Below are 16,769 nucleotides of genomic sequence, written 5' to 3' on the forward strand. Positions count from 1 at the left end.
CCGGCGTCCGGTGCTGCCCGCACCCCTCAGGAGCGCGGCGATCCGGCGGCGTCGGCCTTGAGCGCGCCGGCCGGCTCGCGCGCGCCAGCGGCCTTCCCGCGCGCCGGCCTGGCCTCGATCATGGCCACGATGCGCGCGAGCGCGTCGAGGAGCGCCGCACGGACGCGATCGTACGTCTTCGGACCGACGTCGCCCCGCTTCCGCGCGCGCTCGAGCTCGACGAACTCGTCGAGCAGCGCGTTCCGCGCCTCGAGCAGCTCCCGCCGCTCCTCGTCGTCGGGCCCGCGGTCCTGGTCGCGCCGCCGGACCAGGTTGAACGCGGTCCCGCCGATCACGGTCGCGCCGGCCAGCAGCAGCGCGATCCACCGGCCCACGCCCGGCGTCGGCAGACCGCCGAGCGTGATCTCGATGACCTTCATCCCGCCGTCCGTGCGGGTGCCCTGCATCTCGGTGATCAGGATCTTCTTCCCGTCCCGGTTCTGGGTACGCTGGGCCGCGGGGAAACCGGCGACGTTCAGCGTCATCGACTTGGACGCCTCGGCCATCACCCGCATCTGGGCGATGCGCGGCGGCAGCTCGATGCGGATCGTCTGGCGCTCCTCGTCATGGAGCGGGACCTGCCAGCGGAACTGCCCTTCGTGCCGGCCAGGGCTCACGGTGCCGCGCAGCGCCACGCCGGTGCCCTTGACCTCGTCGAAGCGCATCTCCTCGCCCATGCCTTCGCTCTTGTTGAAGGCCTTGTAGTCGCGCGGGAGCGCGAACGTCTCGTCAGGCAGCCAGGCGACGCGGCCGAGGTTGTAGACCTGGAACAGCTGCTCCACCGCGATCGAGTCTTGCCGGAGCTGGAGGTAGACGATGCCCTGCGTCCCGACCATCAGGCCGCTCACGTTCGGCGTGGCGTCGTAGATGTGGAGCACGGCCCGCTTTCCGGCCTCGGCGCTGAGCCCGAAATGCGGGATCGAGAACGTCGCGCCGTCGCGCGTGATCGAGATGCCGTAGCTCGTGCCGCCGGCGATCGCGAGGTTCTCGAGCCGGACTGTGCCCGCGTCGTCCGTCTCTCGGCTCATGCGCTCGCGCGAGTCGCCCCTCGCCACCGAGCTCTGCAGGATGTCGATATCGACGGAGATGCGAGGGACGGGGTTCCCGTCCGCGTCCTGCACGGTGAGCACGAGGACGCCGGGCGGAAGGCCTGTGTCTTCCTGGACGGTGTCGTCGGGCGCATCGAACAGGCCCGTCAGCTGCTCCGAGGCGCGCCGGGAGGCCGCGTCTGCCGCGGGAGGCTTCCCCACCGGCGGATGGCCCGAAGGCAGCCCCTGCCCCACCTCGGGATGCCCCGGCGGAAGGGCGCCCGCAGCGTCGGGCGCGCCCGCGTCCGCCGCGGGCTGCGCCGACGCGGCCGGCTGCGCCTGCACCGCCTGCGCGGCGGTCAGGCTCAGCGAGGCGATCGCGGCGAGCGCCGTACACCCGGTCCAGCGCATCACGAAGCCCTCCTGCGGTCGTTCTCATCGGCGCTGGCCGCGGCGTCGTCCGTCGCGGCCGGGTCGTCCTGAGGCGCGCCGAGCGCGCGCTTCGTCCCGCACTTCTTGCAAAACACAGCGTCTTCGTCGTTCAGCGTGCCGCACGCCCCGCACGCCACCTGCGTCGCCGCGCGCTCCGCCGTCGCCGCGGCCTCGTCACGCTCGCCGTCCGCCGCCGGCTCCCGATCGCCCTCCGGCTTCTCCAGCGGCCTGGCCTTGGCGCGCCTCCGCTTCGCCGGCCTGGCCTCCGCGGCGGCGCCTTCCGGATCGCTCGCGCCGGCGTCCTCGTCCGGCTCCCCGGGCGCGCCGTCGTCCTGGAACCCGGCGCGCCGGAGGTGCCTCGCCACGAGCGCCGCGACCTGCTCGCGCCGCGGCTGCGCGTCGGCGTCCAGCAGGCGGAGGAGCCGCTTCGCCTCGGCGCGGTACTTCGCGACGAGCTCGGCGTAATCCTCATCGCTGATCTTCCCGACGCTCCGCTCGAACTCGAGGTCCTTGAGCGCGCGCAGGACGGCCTGCTTCTGCTCCTCCTCCGCGCGCGGCGCGCCGATCGCGTACGCGTCGGCGCCGCTCAGCGGCGTCTCCCCGATCAGCACGCGGAGGCTCGCCCAGAAGATGGCGATGACGGCGACGAGCGCGCCGCCCGCGAGCACGAGGATCGCCGCGGGCGGCCCGCCGACGAGCCCCGCGATGCCGGCGCCGACGAGCGCCACGAGCGGCGCCCCGAAGCGGGCGTAGTGAATGATCTGCCGCTCCAGCGGCGAGTCGGTACCCCTGGTCACGGTCTCGTCGGCCGTGGCCGAGGTGGCGCTTTTGGCGGGCTGTTCGGCGCTCATTCGCGGTCTTCGCGGTCCAGGCTCTTGAGCTCCTCGTCGAGCTTGTCGTCGTAATCGTCACGGGCGCCGGGGACAACGCCCTTCGGGGATGGCTGCTGGCCGGCGGCGCCCGCCTCGTCGCTCCGCCGCTTCCATCGGCGCAGCGTCGCGACGACGATGCCCGCGCCGACCACGATGGCGCCGAGCGGGAGGAGGTAGAGCAGCCGCTGGCTCCCCTTGTTGGGCGGCACGGCCAGCGCCTCCGCCCCGTAGCGCTCGGCGTAGGCGGTCTGGATGGCCTCGATCGACAGCCCCGACGCGAGCGCCGCGCGGAGCTGGTCGCGGCGCTCGTGCGCGGTGCCGCACGTGCACGTCCCGAGGGTCTCGCGCGGGCAGCCGCACGTGCAGATCAGGCTCCAGAAGAGCTTGCGCTCGATGTCGTTCGCGATGCCGACGACGCCCGTGCGCTCCATCCCCTCCCCGAGCTGCTGCCCGTGGGCGAACTCCGGCGAGCGAAGCAGGACGACGAGGGCGAGGGCGCCCGCGACGAGGAGGGTGATGCCTTGGATGAGTCTTCGTGTGCGGCTCATTCGAACGCCGGCTGCCTCGATTCGGCAGCGGTCGGGAGCATGGCACCGATCGCGGGCGCCCGCCCGGGATCAACCGACGCGCCGGAGCCTGGGGCGCGGACGTCGCCGTCCGCCGCGCCCGGCGCGAGCAAGACGGGCCGCCCGAGCCCCTCTTGGATGGTGTGCCCGTAGGCCTGCGACGGGCCGCCGGCGAGCAGGAAGGCGAACACGACGGACGCGGTGACGGAGCCCGCCGCCCGCACATAGCCGAACGCGCCGGCCTCCTCGAGCGCGATGTCGGGCCACATCGCGACGAGCGCCCCCAGGATGAGGATGCCCGCGCCGAACCACATGAACGAGATCAGGTTGTTCACGTGGATCTGGAACGAAGCGACCTTCGTCTGGGGGTTCGCCATCCCGATGATCACGTAGAGGTCGTTCTTGACGGTGATGTGCCGCGCGACCTCGGTCGACGGCGCCTCCGGGGACGCCTTGTAGATGAACTTCGCCGGGCTGATCCGGCCGACCGGCGCGCCGTGGCGCTCGACGTCGAGGTCGGCGAAGACCATCCGCTTCTCGCTGTCGACCTCCATGCGCGGGCCGGCGTACGTGAGGCGGTACTCCTCGATCTGCACGGACTCGCCCGGGTGGAGGCTGATCTCCTTGTCGACGCCCCACGCGCGGCCGGCGAACCCGAGGAACATCACCGCGATGCCGACGTGCACGATGTAGCCGCCGTAGCGGCGCCGCGACCTCGCGATCAGGTTGTAGAAGGAGGCGACGAGCGACTCGCCCCCGCGCTTCTGCCGCGCCGCGATGCCGCGGGCGAACTCCTGCACGACCACGGCGACGTTGAACGAGGCGATGGCCACCGTGAAGAACGGGTAGGTCGACGCGAGCTTCGCGAGCGCGTCGCCGAGCTCGCCGGGGTAGATCGGGTCCACGGCGACGAACGGGGCGAAGCCCACCCGCTTCCCGAGCGCCAGGTGGAGCGCCGCCGTGACGACCGTGACCAGCACCGGCCAGCGGAAGCTCTTCCGGAAGAGCTCCGGCGACGTCTTCCGCCACCCGAGCAGCGGCGCGACGCCCATGAGCAGGAAGACCACCAGCGCCACCGGGGGCAGCCACATGTTGTAGAACGTCGGGCCGAGCGTCGACTTCTGGTCGAGCAGCCACTCGCTGATGCGCGGCCACACCGTCGCGACCGCGATGAAGATCATGATGCTGAAGAGGCCCCAGTTGTTGAAGAGGAACGCGGCCTCGCGCGACAGCATCGACTCGAACTGCCCGTCGCTGCGCAGCCGCGGCAGGCGGTAGACGATCAGCGCGGTGCACGTGGCCACGATCACGGCCATGAAGCCGACGAACCAGATGCCGATGCCGGACTGGGCGAAGGAGTGGACGCTCGCGATGAGGCCGGACCGCGTGAGCCAGGTGCCGAAGATGGTGAGGAAGAACGTCCCGCAGATGAGCGAGACGTTCCACACCTTCAGCATGCCGCGGCGCTCCTGGATCATCGTCGAGTGGACGTAAGCGCTCGCGGTGAGCCACGGGAGGAACGCGGCGTTCTCGACCGGATCCCAGGCCCACGGGCCGCCCCAGCCGAGCTCCTCGTAGGCCCACAGCATCCCGAGCACGTTGCCGATGGAGAGGAACAGCCAGGAGAAGAGCATCCACTTGCGCGTCGCCACGATCCACTCGCTGTCGAGCCGGCCCGTGGCGAGCGCGGCGATGGCGAACGCGAACGGGACCGCCGCGCTCGTGAAGCCGATGTAGAGGCTCGGCGGGTGGATGATCATGTAGAAGTTGCGCAGCTGGTAGTTCAGCCCGTTGCCGTCGAGCGGGGCGCCCGCCACGCTCGTCCGGAACGGGTTCACCGCGAAGATCATCAGCGCGGAGAAGAAGATGAGGACGCTCATCAGCGTCGCGATGACGTAGGGCTGGAGCTCCAGATACCGGCGCTGTAGCCAGATGACGCAGGTCCCCGAGAAGAGCGCGGTCAGGAACATCCACCAGAGCAGCGAGCCGTCCTGCCCGCCCCAGAGCGCCGCGATGAGGTACGGCGTGCTCATGGACCTGTCGCTGTACTGCGCGACGTAGGCGATGCGGAAATCGTGGCTGACGAAGGCGTACGCCAGCACGAGCACAGCGAGGCCGACCAGCGCGATCGTGCCGTACGCGCCGAGCCGCGCCGCCTGGAGCAGCCGCGGCCGCCCGCGCGCCGACGCGAGCCCGACGGCGAAGGTGTACGCCGCGGTCACCAGAATGGCGTAAAGGACGCCGGTCCCGAACTCAGGTAGGGATTGCCACATCGTCGTGGCCGCAAGCTTAGGCTTGCCAGGCGCGCAGGGCCAGCGCACCGCAGCGATGCGTGGTGGGTGGTGCGTGGTGCGTGGTGCGCGGTCGAAGACGTTTGCGTCTTCACCTGCGCCGTGCGTCATGTCGAGAGCCCCGGAAGAGCTTCGTTTCAGGCCCGGCGTCGAGCGCGGCGCACTATAATAGTGCATGGCGATCGCTGCCTCCGGTACCCGCCCGACCGAGCTGATCTACGACTGGAACGAGGTGGGGCGCGTCGGGCGGGTCATTCCGGAGAACATCGGCTTCTTCGACGAGACCCTGCGCGACGGCCTGCAGAATCCATCGGTCGCCGACCCGAACATCGAGCGCAAGCTCAAGCTGCTCCACCTGATGGCCAAGATCGGCATCCAGATCGCCGATGTCGGCCTGCCCGGCAGCTCGCAGCGGGCGTTCGAGGACGTGCTCCGGATGTGCAGGGAGGTCGCCGACAACAACCTGCCGCTCCGCGTCGCCTGCGCAGGCCGCACGGTCGTCTCGGACATCACGCCCATGATCGAGATCTCCCAGCGCGCAGGGATCCCTGTGGAGATCTACGCCTTCATCGGATCGAGCCCGATCCGCCAGCTCGCGGAGGCGTGGGACGTCGACCTCATCGCGCAGCGGAGCGCCGCGGCGATCGACGCGGGCGTGAAGGCTGGGCTCCCCGTCGCCTACGTCACGGAAGACACGACGCGCTCGCGCCCCGAGGTGCTGGCGACGCTCTTCAAGGTCGCCATCGATCACGGCGCGACCCGGCTATGCCTGTGCGATACCGTCGGGCACGCGACGCCGGACGGGGTTCGCAACCTCATCAACTTCACGCGGGCCATCGTCGCGGGGGCCGGGGCGTCGGTCGGCATCGACTGGCACGGCCACAACGATCGCGGCCTCGCGCTCGAGAACGCGATCTGGGCGCTCCAGTTCGGCGCGGACCGGGTGCACGGCACCGCCCTCGGGATCGGCGAACGGGTCGGCAACGCCGCGATGGAGCTCATCCTGCTCAACATGAAGCTCCTCGGCCTCCTCGAGCACCAGGACCTCACCCACCTCCTCGAGTACTGCACGACGGCCGCGCAGGCGGTCGGCTGGGAGGTGCCCATCAATTATCCCCTGGTCGGACGGGACGCCTTCCGCACGGCGACCGGCGTGCACGCGGCGGCCATCATCAAGGCGGAGTCGAAGGGCGACGCCTGGATGGCCGACCGGATCTACTCCGGCGTCCCCGCCGGCATGTTCGGGCGAAAGCAGGAGATCTGCGTGGGCTACATGTCCGGGGCCTCCAACGTGAACTACTGGCTCCGGCAGCGGAAGATCGAGCCCTCGAAGGAGCTCGTCGACGCCATCCTGGCGAAGGCCAAGGCCACGGATCACATCCTGTCCGAGGAGGAGATCCAGGCCGTGATCGAGCTGCACCGCGGCCGCCAGGCCTGATCCCGGGACGTCGGCGCGGCGTCGCGCGATCAGGCGACGGCGGCGGGAACGGCGCCTGGACGTTCGGCGTTTTCACGGATCCGGAGTAGAAATCCAGGCCGTGGCCGAGCAGGACAAGCAACCCGCAGCGGAAGCCGACCGGGCCGATCGCCGGTCGCGACTCGATACCGTCCTGGCCGCGCTCGCCGCGCTGGTCTGCTTCTTCGCCGCGACCACGCTGCGCGATCTGGGGCCGCGGTTCCTGCCGGGGGCGCCGATCCCGGCGCCGCCGGTGCCCGCGTGGGTGGAAGGGCGCGCGGCAGAGCTCACCGCCGCCGTGCGCGACGAGCAGGGGCGCCCGCTGAAGGACGCCACCGTGCGCGTCTTCGCGATGCGCGATGACCGCGCCTATTTCGCCGGCGAGCAGAAGACCGATCCCTCGGGCGAGGCTCGCTTCGCCGGGCTGCCGTCCGGGGAGGCCTGGATCATGGCGTACGGCGCGGAGCGGGCCCGGGCCTCGACCCGCGTCGCGCTCGAGCCAGGCCCCCGCGCCGTCGACCTCGTGCTGCGGCCCGCGAAGGTGCTGGACGTGCTGGTCGTCGACGAGGCCGAGCGCCCGATCGACGGCGCCGAGGTGACGGTCGCGACCGCCGATCCCCTCCCCTTCGTGGCGACCACCGCCGAGGGCGGCCGCGCGCGGTTCGATCGGCTCGGGGCGGCGCCCTACGTCGTCCGCGCGTCGGCGCTCGGCTTCGAGGACACCGTGCGGACGGGCATCGTGCCCGGGCCGGCGCCGCTCAGGCTCCGCATGGAGCGGCTCGGCGCCCTCACGGTCCGCGTGGTGGATGCAGAGGGGCAGCCGGCCGAGGGCGCGACCGTGCTCGCCGCCGGCACCGGGCTGTGGCCAGCGCGCAGCACGACGACCGACGCGACGGGCGCCGCGAGGATCGCCGGGCTCCGCGACGGGGTGTACGACCTCAAGGCCCGGCGCGGCGCTGCCGTCAGCGCGACAGCGCTGGCCGTGCCCGTGAGGCGCGGCGAGGGCAAGGAGGTGAAGCTCGTGCTCGGGCCCGGCCGCCACGTGCGGCTCCTCGTGACCGACGGCGACGGCGAGGGCGCGCCGGCCGTGAAGGGCGCCAACGTCGTGCTCGTCGAGCAGGGCCTGTCGGCGTTCCCGCTGCACGGCCGCACGGGCGACGACGGGTCCGTGACGCTCGGGCCCATCGCGCCCGGATACGCGAGCGCCTCGGCCCTGGCGGCCGGCTTCGTGCCGAGGAACGCCGTGCAGGTCGACGCAGGCGCCACCGAGGTCCGCATCCCCCTGCTCCGCGGCGGCGCGCTCGTGGGCGAGGTCGTCGACGACCGCGGCTACCCGGTCCCGGGCGCGACGATCGAGGTCGTGGGCGCCGACGCCGAGGGGATGCCCATCGACGAGACCACCGCGATGTCCGAGTTCAGGGAAGAGCAGTTCGAGCGCGCCCTGCCCGGCCCGGCGCCGCTGATCCCCGCGGGCGAGCTCGGGGTCATGCCGGGCCCCATCCCGGACCTGCCGCATGGCGATGCGGTCCTGCCGGCCGCCTCGGTGCGGTCGGGCGAGCCGTGGGTCACGCGCGCCGACGGCACGTTCCGGGCCGAGCCCGTCACCCCCGGGCGCGTCCACGCCATCGTCCGACACCCGGAGTACGTCGAGACGCCCAGCGAGATCGTGACGCTGCAGCCGGGCGGCGAGGCCCACGTGCGCGTGGTGATGCGCCAGGGCGGCCTGCTCGAGGGCCGCGTCCTCGAGGAGGACCGCAAGCCGGTCGCCGGCGCGCGCGTGGAGCTGGCCGCGACCGCCGGCTCGCTCGAGCGGGTGACGTACTCCGCGGACGACGGCACGTTCGCCTTCGCCGCGGTCCCCGACGAGGTGCTCGTCTCCGTCTCCCGGGCCGAGTCGCCGGGCGACGTCGTGGCGCGGCTCGTCGTCGAGGTCCCGGAGCGCGACCGCAAGGAGATCGAGGTCGTCCTCCCGAAGGTGCGCGAGGCGGTGGCCATCCACGTCACCGACGATCGCGGCTACCCGCTCGATCGCGCGGAGGTGCGCGTGCTCTCGCTCGACGTGGCCGTTCCGCTCCGCAAGACGCTGTTCACGGACGACGACGGCGACGCGCTGCTGCCCGACGCCGCCGGCTTGCCGCTCCGAATCAGCCTTGTGCGCTCCGGCAAGTCCCCGCGCGTCGAGCAGGTCGACGCCGCGCCGAAGGAGCTGCGGCTCGAGATGGGCGCCGCCCTCAAGGCGACCGGCACGGTGACCGGGCGCGGCGGGCGGGAGCGGCTCGAGGGCGCGCGGGTCACGCTGTTCTCGACGACCGGGCCGCGCCGCGCCACGAGCGACGCGGAGGGCGCCTTCACGCTCGCCGACCTCGCGCCGGGCCAGTTCCGCGTGACGGTGAGCCGCGACGGGTACGCGCCGGCGACGCTGCGGGTCACGATCGCCGGCGATCCCGATCGCCCGACGGACCTCGGGCGCATCGACCTGTCCGAGGCGGGAGAGGTCGCCGGCCAGGTCGTCGATCAGCGCGGCGACGCGGTGGCGGGGGCCCGCGTGGCGCGCGACCGCGTGCCGACGTACCTGCCGCTCGGCCCGCTGCCGCCGGGCGTCGTGACCACCGACCGCGACGGGCGGTTCCAGCTCGGCGGGCTGCCCGAGGGCACGGCGGTCATCGAGGCGTACAGCGCGGATCTCGGGCGCGCCGAGTCGCAGCCGGTGCAGGTCCGCGCCGGCAGGACGACCGAGCGCGTGAGGATCGCGCTGCCGGGAGACGGCGCGCGGCAAGACCCGAAGGGCGCAGGGAGCCTGGCGGTGACGCTCGGCGAGGAGCGGAGGACCGTGACCGTGGTCTCGGTGCCCCCGGGGAGCGAGGCCGAGGAAGCCGGCATCGAGCCCGGCGATCGGCTCCTGTCCGTGAACGGCGTCGACGTGCGCTCCATCGAGGAAGCGCGGCGGCGCCTCACCGGGCCGCTATCGGAGGATGTCGTGGTGCTGCTCGCGCGGGACGGCGATCGCGGCGAGGCGCGGTGGCTCACGCGGGTGCGGAGGGAGCGGGTGCGGCGATAGCCGGCCGGGCGCCCGCGGCGCCGGCCGAGCTCAGTTCTTCGCCTTCGTCAGCACGATGGTGCGGCCGTCGCCGATCTCCCAGCGCAGCGTCTGATCCGCGGTGAAGCGGAACGCCGCCTCGTCGAGCCCGCCCTCGGGGCGGAGGAACGCGACGGTCACCTGATCGCCGTCCGCCTTCGTCACCTTGAAGGTGCCGCTGCGCGGGGTCTCCGCGGGCACGGTCACCGTCACCTTGCTGCCGTTGAACTCGAGCGCCGTTCCCTTCACCCATCCGGTCGCCTTGGTGAGCTGATCCACAGGGGCGTTCTCGATGGCATCGCCATACCAGCGCCCCTGCAGACGATCGCGAGGGGTCTTCGAGCAGCCCACCACGGCGGTCGTCGCCATCGCCAGGGCCAGAGCGGTCTTGATGCGGTTCTGCATGGGCCTTCCTTCGGAGCCTCGAGGGGTCCTGATTTGGAAAATCCTACGAAGAGCGGAATGGATAGGCCAACAATGTAGGATATTTCTGCACACTTACGCAGGGTCGCAGGGCTTGGCGAGGGGGTGGGCGCCGCCGCTTCTGGGGAGGGCGAGTTCGCGCTAGGGTTCCGCCCTGAGGAGCCGCGCGGAAGACGCGCGTTTCCGCGGCGCGACGACCTTGAGCACGCTGTTTCACGAGAAGCGCCTCGTCCCTCTCGACCGGACGCGGCTCCTGAGATCCATCGTCGAGCGCGCGGCCGATCGGTCGGAGGGGCCTCCCGTGATCGTCTTCGATCTGGACGGCACCCTCATGGACAACCGGCCGCGGGTGGTCGCGATCCTCCACGAGCTGGCGGAGGAGTGGCGCCGCAAGCACCCGCACGCCGCCGGCCTCCTCGAGCGGGCGTCGCCCGACGGCATCGTGTACGGGTTCCAGGACAACCTGCGGCGGCTCGGCATCGACGACGAGGCGCTCCACCTGCACGCGTTCGATTTCTGGCGGGCCCGCTTCTTCAACGATCCGCACATCCGGCACGACGTCGAGGTGCCGGGCGCGAGCCAGTACGCGCGCGACTGCCACGCGGCGGGGGCGACCCTCGTGTACCTCACCGGCCGCGACCTGCCGAACATGGCGCTCGGCTCGTTCGCGAGCCTGCGCGATCTCGGCTTCCCCATCGGGGTCATCGGCACGGAGCTCGTCGTGAAGCCGAGGTTCGAGATGCCCGACACCGAGTTCAAGCGGAGCGTCGCGCCGCAGCTCTCGCGGCTCGGGCAGGTCATCGCGGTGTTCGACAACGAGGCGGCCAACTGCAACCTGCTCCTGGGCTCCCATCCCCGCTGCACCGCGGTCTTCCTGGACACGCAGTGCGCGCCCGACCCGCCGCCGCTCGACGCGCGCGTGCGCGTCATCCACACGTTCGAGCTGGAGCCGTGATCGCCGGGCGCGCCGCCGCGGCCTTCCTGCTGCTCGCCGCCGCCGGGTGCGAGCCGTCGCGCCACCCGCCCGTCGATCCCGTGGAGGCCGGCGCGAGCCCGAACGCGAGGATCCTCCCCGCGCCGCTCGCGAACGAGACGCCGGACCTGCTCGACGCCTCCGCCGCCGAGGCGACAGCGAAGATCATCGCCGACGACTACGGCAAGCTCATCATGTCCGAGGCGAGCCCTCAGTCGCCGCTGCCGCTCTCGCCCGCAACCCCCCTGCCGGACGACGCGCTCTCGCCCCGCGAGCTCCCCGGCGTCACGCTCGAGGCGGCCTTTCGCTTCCGCGACGTGCCTCAGCCTCCCAAGGCGCCCGAGGTGGCGTCCTCCGGGATCCACGCGGCGCAGAAGCTCACCGAGCTGACGTGGAAGGTCGAGCTCGCGGAGACGGGCCGGATGCGGGTCCAGTTCACGTCGCGGGCGCTCCCGCTGCCCGCGGGCTCCGAGCTCCGCGCGCGCCATGACGTGTACGGCGAGGTGCTGCTCTGGCCGTCCCTGACCCAGTACCGGGTCGTGCCGCCGGGGGCGCTCCGCACGCTCCTCGGCGAGCGGCGCGTCGACGTGACGCCGCTGTCGACGGGCTCGGCGCGCCCCGTCGGCGACGGCAAGCGGCTCGATCTCGACGTCCGCAAGGTCGAGGTGCACGGGAGCCTCGGCGCGCTGTACGTCGAGCTCGGCAGGGTCCCCGAGGCCGGCGACGGGGGGCCGCTGCTCTGCCGAGCGCTGCTGGAGATCCTCGGCGTGGATCCGAAGTCGCCCGAGTGCGTGGCCGGCGAGGTGCCGCTCTACGCGAGTTATGCCTGGCAAGGCGGCGGCGGCGTCGCGTTCGAGGTCACGTCGATCGCCCGGCGAACGGACCTGATCTCGACCGACATGCTCATGCCGCCCCCGAGCGCCGCGTACGCCGCCGCCGGGCTCCCGTCGGCGCAGGGCGGCGTCTTCCTGACGCGCGACGAGCTCGCGGCCATCCGAGAAGAGCCGCTCCAGCTGCCCGCGAGCGTCGACCCGGGCGCGCCCGGCGAAGGGTTCGTCGCGGTCAACCAGACCGACGCGCTGCTCTACCTGCTCGTCGACGGCATCCCCGCGGTCGCCGTGCCCCCGACGAGCGAGCGCTACGTGATCGGGCCCCTGCGCGGGCGCTACGTCGTCCAGTGGCGCACGTTCCTCGGCGAGCGCATCGAGCCGCCGCAGACGGTCGAGATGCCGGCGCGCATCGTGCGCAGCGGGGCCGAGGCGGCGGACGGCGGCTGAAGCGGGGCGGCGTCCCCTGCCCTAGCGATCGGCCGCCGTCTCGGGGCTCGCCAGGAGCTGGACGATGTCGTCCGGGATCCGCGTCAGCGTCAGGTTCGAGCCCAGGCACGCGAGGAGGATGTCGCCGTCGCAGATCACGTCCTCGCCCCGGAGGATCCGGTAGCTGAAGCGCGCGGTGACCCGCTGGACCTCGCGGCAGGTCGTCTCGACCACGAGCTCGTCGCCGAACCGCGCGGCCTGGCGGTACTTGATCCGCAGCTCCGCGACGGCGAGGTGAAGGTCGCGCCGCACCATCTCCTCATAGGAGAGGCCGCGGCGCTTCAGCCAGTCGATGCGGCCGGCCTCCAGGTAGATGACGTAGTTCGCGTGGTGGACGATGCCCATGAGATCCGTCTCGCAGAAGCGGACGGCCAGGGGCGTGCGCGAGGTGAGGTGCGGGGGCGCGTCGGGCAGAGAAGGGAGCGGCATCGCGGGCGGCGCAGAGACTAACCCAGTTTCGACCCGGGCAGCAGCAGAGCGACCGCGCGACATCCTCCGCAGGACATGGGATCGCGGCGCGCGGCGAGCGCGCGGCGACAGAGAGCCCGCCTCGGCGCTGGTGGCGCGGGCGCCGCGATGTTAGCGGGCAGCATGGCGAATGTCCGGACGCTCCTGTCCGCCGAACAGATCGGCGCTCGCGTGCGCGACCTCGGAGCGCAGATCACCCGGGACTACGCGGAGCGCCGGCTCGTGCTCGTCTCCGTGCTCAAGGGGAGCTACGTGTTCACCGCCGACATCGCGCGCCACATCGACCTCCCGGTGCGCATCGAGTTCCTCGGCGTGCGCAGCTACGGCGAGGGCACGGCCTCGACCGGCGTCGTGCAGATCACGCAGGACCTCACCCGCCCGATCGAGGGTGAAGACATCCTCCTGATCGAGGACATCGTGGATACGGGCCTCACGATCTCGCACTTGCTCCAGCTCTTCCGCACGAGGATGCCGAACAGCGTCAAGGTCTGCGCGCTCCTGCACAAGCCGGCGCGCGCGCGGGTCGAGGTGCCGATCGACTACCTGGGCTTCACGATCGAGGACAAATTCGTGGTCGGCTACGGGCTCGACTGGGCCGAGCGCTATCGGAACCTGCCGTTCATCGGGGTTGTGGAGGCGACGTGAGCAAGCGGCTGCTGATGCTCGAGAAGATGACCCGCGACGGGTCGAAGGATCCATTCCACTGGTACGCGCTCGCGCTGGAGTACGCGGGGCAGGGCCGCCACGACGACGCGCTCGCCACGTTCGTCGCGCTCCGGGCGCTGGATCCGGCGTACGTGCCGATGTACCTCATGTGCGGGACGACGCTGGTGAAGGCGGGCCGCCTCGACGAGGGGCGCGCGTGGCTGGCCGACGGCATCGGGGTCGCGCGCAGCAAGGGAGATCAGCACGCGCTGAGCGAGCTCCAGCAGGCGCTCGCCGGCGCGGGCGGCGGCGACGACGACGACGCGTGACGCCCTGACGGCTGGGCCGGCGCCGCGCCTCAGCCGCCCTCGCCCTCCCCCTCGCCCCGGATCCGGCGGAGGCGCTCGCCGATGGTCCGCTCGTAGCCGCGGTCGGTCGGCTCGTAGAACCGGCTGCCCGCGAGCGGCTCGGGGAGGTAGGCCTCGCCCAGCGCGACGCCGCCCGGCTCGTCGTGCGCGTAGCGGTATCCCTCGCCGTAGCCCTCGTCGCGCATCAGCCGCGTGACCGCGTTGCGCAGCGTGAGCGGGACCGGGAGCGCGCCGTGCTCGCGCACGGCGGCCTGCGCCGACTGCCAGGCGGTCTTGCAGGCGTTCGATTTCGGGGCCGTGGCGAGGTAGAGCGCCGCCTGCGTGAGCGGGTAGAGCCCCTCCGGCATCCCCATGCGACGGAACGCGGCGTCGGCGGCGACGGCGATCTCCAGCGCGCGCGGGTCGGCGTTGCCGATGTCCTCGGAGGCGAAGATCATCATCCGGCGCAGCAGGAAGAGCGGGTCGTCGCCGGCCTCGATCATGCGCATCAGCCAGTAGATGGCGGCGTCGGGATCGGAGCCGCGCATCGACTTGATGAAGGCGCTGATGACGTTGTAGTGCTCCTCGCCGGCCTTGTCGTAGAGCAGCGTCTTGTGCTCGCTCGTGCCGGCGATGAGCTCGCGCGTGATCGTGGTGGCGCCCGCGCGCGCCGCCTCGTCCGCGGCGATCTCCAGCGTGGTGAGCGCCCTGCGCGCGTCGCCCTGCGCGAGCGCCGCGATCGCCGAGAGCGCGTCGTCGTCGGCGGCGATCGCGCCGGCGAGCCCGGCGGGCGACTCGAGGGCGCGGCGCAGGAGCTCGACGAGCTCTGACGCGCCGAGGCCCTGGAGCCGGAAGACCTTGCAACGGGAGAGCAGCGGCGCGTTGACCGCGAACGAGGGGTTCTCGGTGGTCGCCCCGATGAGCGTGATCGTCCCGTCCTCGACGTGCGGGAGGAAGGCGTCCTGCTGGGCCTTGTTGAAGCGGTGGATCTCGTCGACGAACAGGATCGTCCGCTTGCCCTCGTAAGACCGCGCGGTGCGCGCCTGGGCGAGGATCTCGCGGAGCTCCGGCACGCCGCCCAGCACGGCGTTGAAGGGGACGAAGCGGGCGTTCGTCGTGTGCGCGACGACGCGCGCCAGCGTGGTCTTTCCGGCGCCCGGAGGGCCCCACAGGATCATGGAGGGGATCCGGTCGGCCGCGATCGCGCGCGCGAGCAGCTTGCCCTCGCCGAGGAGGTGGCCCTGGCCGATCATGTCCTCGAGCGAGCGCGGGCGCATGCGCTCGGCGAGGGGCACCGTGCCCCTGAGCTCGGGCTCCCGCTGCCGGGCGGCGTCGAAGAGCGTCGGCTCGTCGCCCGCGGGCCGCCGTCGCGCGCCGCCGCCGCCCCGGGTCGCGCTCATTCGAAGACCGACCGCGCCCCCGCGGGGCGCTCCGAGAGGAGGACCTCGACGGCGCGGCGCGCGCTCGCCGGATCGTGGCCGACCCAGCGCACGGTGCCCGCGGCGTCGACCACGAACGTGAGGGGGACCTGCGCGACGCCGTAGGTCCCGGTGAGCCGCTGATCGAGGTCTGCGACGATGGGAAACGTCGCGCCGAGCTCGTAGGCGGCGGCCTCCGCGGCGGCCTCCGAGTCGTCGACGTTCACGCCGATCACGGCCACCCCGTCCGCCTTGCGCTCGCGCCAGAGCCGGTCGAGCGCCGGCATGGTCCGGCTGCACGACGCGCACCAGGACGCCCAGAAGTCGATCACGGTGACCCGCGTCCTCCGCGTGCCGGGCACGCCGACGGTGAGCGCCGCCGTGGACTCTGCGTGGAACTCCGGCGCGGCGCTGCCGACGAGCGGGTGGCGCACCGACGCGGGCATCGCGCCCGGCCCGCACCCGAGCGCGAGCAGCGCGCACGTGGCCAGCGTGGCGCCGCCGGCGGGGATGGCCGAGCCGAGGCGCGACGCGGCGGACCTCGCCGTCATCCGCGGGCCCCGAAGATGGCGGTGCCGACGCGGACCCACGTCGCGCCTTCCGCGATGGCTGCCTCGAAATCGTGCGACATGCCCATCGAGAGCTCGGGCAGCACGGCGCGGCCGCCGTGCGCGTCGCGCAGGGCGCGCAGCTGCGCGAAGAACGGCCGGACGTCGTTCGGGTCCTCGAGGAACGGCGCGATGGTCATGAGGCCGATCGGCCGGAGGTGGGCGCACCTGGCGATCGCGCCGAGGAGCGGCGCGAAATCGCCGGGGGCGCAGCCGCCCTTCGAGGCTTCGCCGCCGACGTTCACCTCGAGCAGGACGTCGAGGGTGCGATTGAGCGCGGCCGCGCGCCGATCGAGCTCCACGGCGAGCTCCTCCCGGTCGACCGACTGCACGACGTGCGCCGCGCGCGCGACGAGCTTCGCTTTGTTCCTCTGGAGCTGGCCGATGGCGTGCCACACGAGCCCGTCGAGATCGGCGAGCGCCTCGGCCTTTTCGACGAGCTCCTGCGCGTAGTTCTCGCCGAAATCGCGCTGCCCGGCGGCGTAGGCGGCGCGGATGGCCTCGGCGGACTTCCCCTTGGACACGGCGATGAGCCGGACCTCCTCTGGCCCGCGCCCCGCCCGCGCGACGGCGCTCGCGATCCGGCGCCGCACCTCTTCGAGCCGCGACGCGACGTTCCCCAGGTCTTCCGAAATCACGCCGCACGATACCGCGAGCTGCCGCCGTGGACACCAGGGGGGACGCCCTGCAGCGGACGGGTCCGCGCAGGTCGTGGCGCGGAGGGAAGTGTCGGATCCCTCCGCCCGAGCGGCGTGCCAGAGTGTGCCTGAGCACCGCGTCGACAGCGAAGCGATCGAGGTGCTTTTCGGCT

General features: G+C 72.5%; 15 protein-coding genes. 6 read left to right on the plus strand and 9 right to left on the minus strand.

Translation table 11 applies throughout. From position 1 onward, the window contains the following. Positions 1–26: 26 nt before the first annotated feature. Genes WMF29_RS43350 through WMF29_RS43365 form a run of 4 tightly spaced genes read right to left on the minus strand, consistent with a single transcriptional unit; the run spans position 27 to position 5,210 of the window. The gene (locus WMF29_RS43350; protein ID WP_437325905.1) at positions 27–1,481 is read right to left on the minus strand and encodes a carboxypeptidase-like regulatory domain-containing protein; all 1,455 of its coding nucleotides are present in this window, start codon (positions 1,479–1,481) and stop codon (positions 27–29) included. Next, entirely contained in the window at positions 1,478–2,350 is an 873-nt protein-coding gene (locus WMF29_RS43355) for a hypothetical protein (RefSeq protein ID WP_437325906.1), read from the minus strand. The genes WMF29_RS43350 and WMF29_RS43355 overlap by 4 nt, the downstream gene beginning before the upstream one ends. Continuing rightward, complete coding sequence (locus WMF29_RS43360) at positions 2,347–2,919, minus strand: cytochrome c-type biogenesis protein (RefSeq protein ID WP_437325907.1); 573 nt, start codon at positions 2,917–2,919, stop codon at positions 2,347–2,349. The genes WMF29_RS43355 and WMF29_RS43360 overlap by 4 nt, the downstream gene beginning before the upstream one ends. Then, the gene (locus tag WMF29_RS43365) at positions 2,916–5,210 is read right to left on the minus strand and encodes a heme lyase CcmF/NrfE family subunit (RefSeq protein ID WP_437325908.1); all 2,295 of its coding nucleotides are present in this window, start codon (positions 5,208–5,210) and stop codon (positions 2,916–2,918) included. Before WMF29_RS43365 ends, WMF29_RS43360 begins: the two co-directional genes overlap by 4 nt. 193 nt (positions 5,211–5,403) lie before the next feature. Here WMF29_RS43365 and WMF29_RS43370 point away from each other — a divergent pair, with 193 nt between their 5' ends. Both WMF29_RS43370 and WMF29_RS43375 read left to right on the plus strand, forming a co-directional pair. After that, positions 5,404–6,666 (plus strand): LeuA family protein, encoded by a 1,263-nt coding sequence (locus WMF29_RS43370; protein ID WP_437325909.1) that lies wholly within the window; start codon positions 5,404–5,406, stop codon positions 6,664–6,666. Positions 6,667–6,766: 100 nt separating this feature from the next. Beyond that, on the plus strand, positions 6,767–9,742 hold the full coding sequence (locus WMF29_RS43375) for a carboxypeptidase regulatory-like domain-containing protein (RefSeq protein ID WP_437325910.1): 2,976 nt from the start codon (positions 6,767–6,769) through the stop codon (positions 9,740–9,742). Positions 9,743–9,772: 30 nt separating this feature from the next. On the opposite strand, the gene WMF29_RS43380 is transcribed toward WMF29_RS43375, so the two are convergent. Beyond that, positions 9,773–10,165 (minus strand): hypothetical protein, encoded by a 393-nt coding sequence (locus tag WMF29_RS43380; RefSeq protein ID WP_437325911.1) that lies wholly within the window; start codon positions 10,163–10,165, stop codon positions 9,773–9,775. Positions 10,166–10,382: 217 nt separating this feature from the next. Here WMF29_RS43380 and WMF29_RS43385 point away from each other — a divergent pair, with 217 nt between their 5' ends. Further along, positions 10,383–11,138: an HAD family hydrolase gene (locus WMF29_RS43385; RefSeq protein WP_437325912.1), complete on the plus strand. Its 756-nt coding sequence runs from the start codon at positions 10,383–10,385 to the stop codon at positions 11,136–11,138. After that, a complete protein-coding gene (locus tag WMF29_RS43390) occupies positions 11,135–12,433 on the plus strand; it encodes a hypothetical protein (protein ID WP_437325913.1) in 1,299 nt (432 codons plus the stop codon). Before WMF29_RS43385 ends, WMF29_RS43390 begins: the two co-directional genes overlap by 4 nt. 21 nt (positions 12,434–12,454) lie before the next feature. Here WMF29_RS43390 and WMF29_RS43395 read toward each other — a convergent pair whose 3' ends face one another. Continuing rightward, positions 12,455–12,901: an acyl-CoA thioesterase gene (locus WMF29_RS43395; protein WP_437325914.1), complete on the minus strand. Its 447-nt coding sequence runs from the start codon at positions 12,899–12,901 to the stop codon at positions 12,455–12,457. A gap of 162 nt (positions 12,902–13,063) precedes the next feature. On the opposite strand from WMF29_RS43395, the gene hpt reads away from it, so the two are divergent. Both hpt and WMF29_RS43405 read left to right on the plus strand, forming a co-directional pair. Then, positions 13,064–13,585, plus strand: a complete 522-nt coding sequence (hpt, locus tag WMF29_RS43400; protein ID WP_437325915.1) for a hypoxanthine phosphoribosyltransferase — start codon at positions 13,064–13,066, stop codon at positions 13,583–13,585. Then, a complete protein-coding gene (locus WMF29_RS43405; protein WP_437325916.1) occupies positions 13,582–13,914 on the plus strand; it encodes a tetratricopeptide repeat protein in 333 nt (110 codons plus the stop codon). The genes hpt and WMF29_RS43405 overlap by 4 nt, the downstream gene beginning before the upstream one ends. Before the next feature lie 29 nt (positions 13,915–13,943). Here WMF29_RS43405 and WMF29_RS43410 read toward each other — a convergent pair whose 3' ends face one another. The 3 genes from WMF29_RS43410 to WMF29_RS43420 are packed head-to-tail and all read right to left on the minus strand — an operon-like array spanning position 13,944 to position 16,596. Further along, on the minus strand, positions 13,944–15,332 hold the full coding sequence (locus WMF29_RS43410) for a replication-associated recombination protein A (RefSeq protein WP_437325917.1): 1,389 nt from the start codon (positions 15,330–15,332) through the stop codon (positions 13,944–13,946). Continuing rightward, entirely contained in the window at positions 15,329–15,901 is a 573-nt protein-coding gene (locus tag WMF29_RS43415; RefSeq protein WP_437325918.1) for a redoxin domain-containing protein, read from the minus strand. The genes WMF29_RS43410 and WMF29_RS43415 overlap by 4 nt, the downstream gene beginning before the upstream one ends. Then, positions 15,898–16,596: a YggS family pyridoxal phosphate-dependent enzyme gene (locus tag WMF29_RS43420; RefSeq protein ID WP_437325919.1), complete on the minus strand. Its 699-nt coding sequence runs from the start codon at positions 16,594–16,596 to the stop codon at positions 15,898–15,900. The genes WMF29_RS43415 and WMF29_RS43420 overlap by 4 nt, the downstream gene beginning before the upstream one ends. Positions 16,597–16,769: the final 173 nt, after the last annotated feature.

The organism is Sorangium sp. So ce381 (assembly GCF_051473845.1).
Classification (GTDB): domain Bacteria; phylum Myxococcota_A; class Polyangia; order Polyangiales; family Polyangiaceae; genus Sorangium; species Sorangium atrum.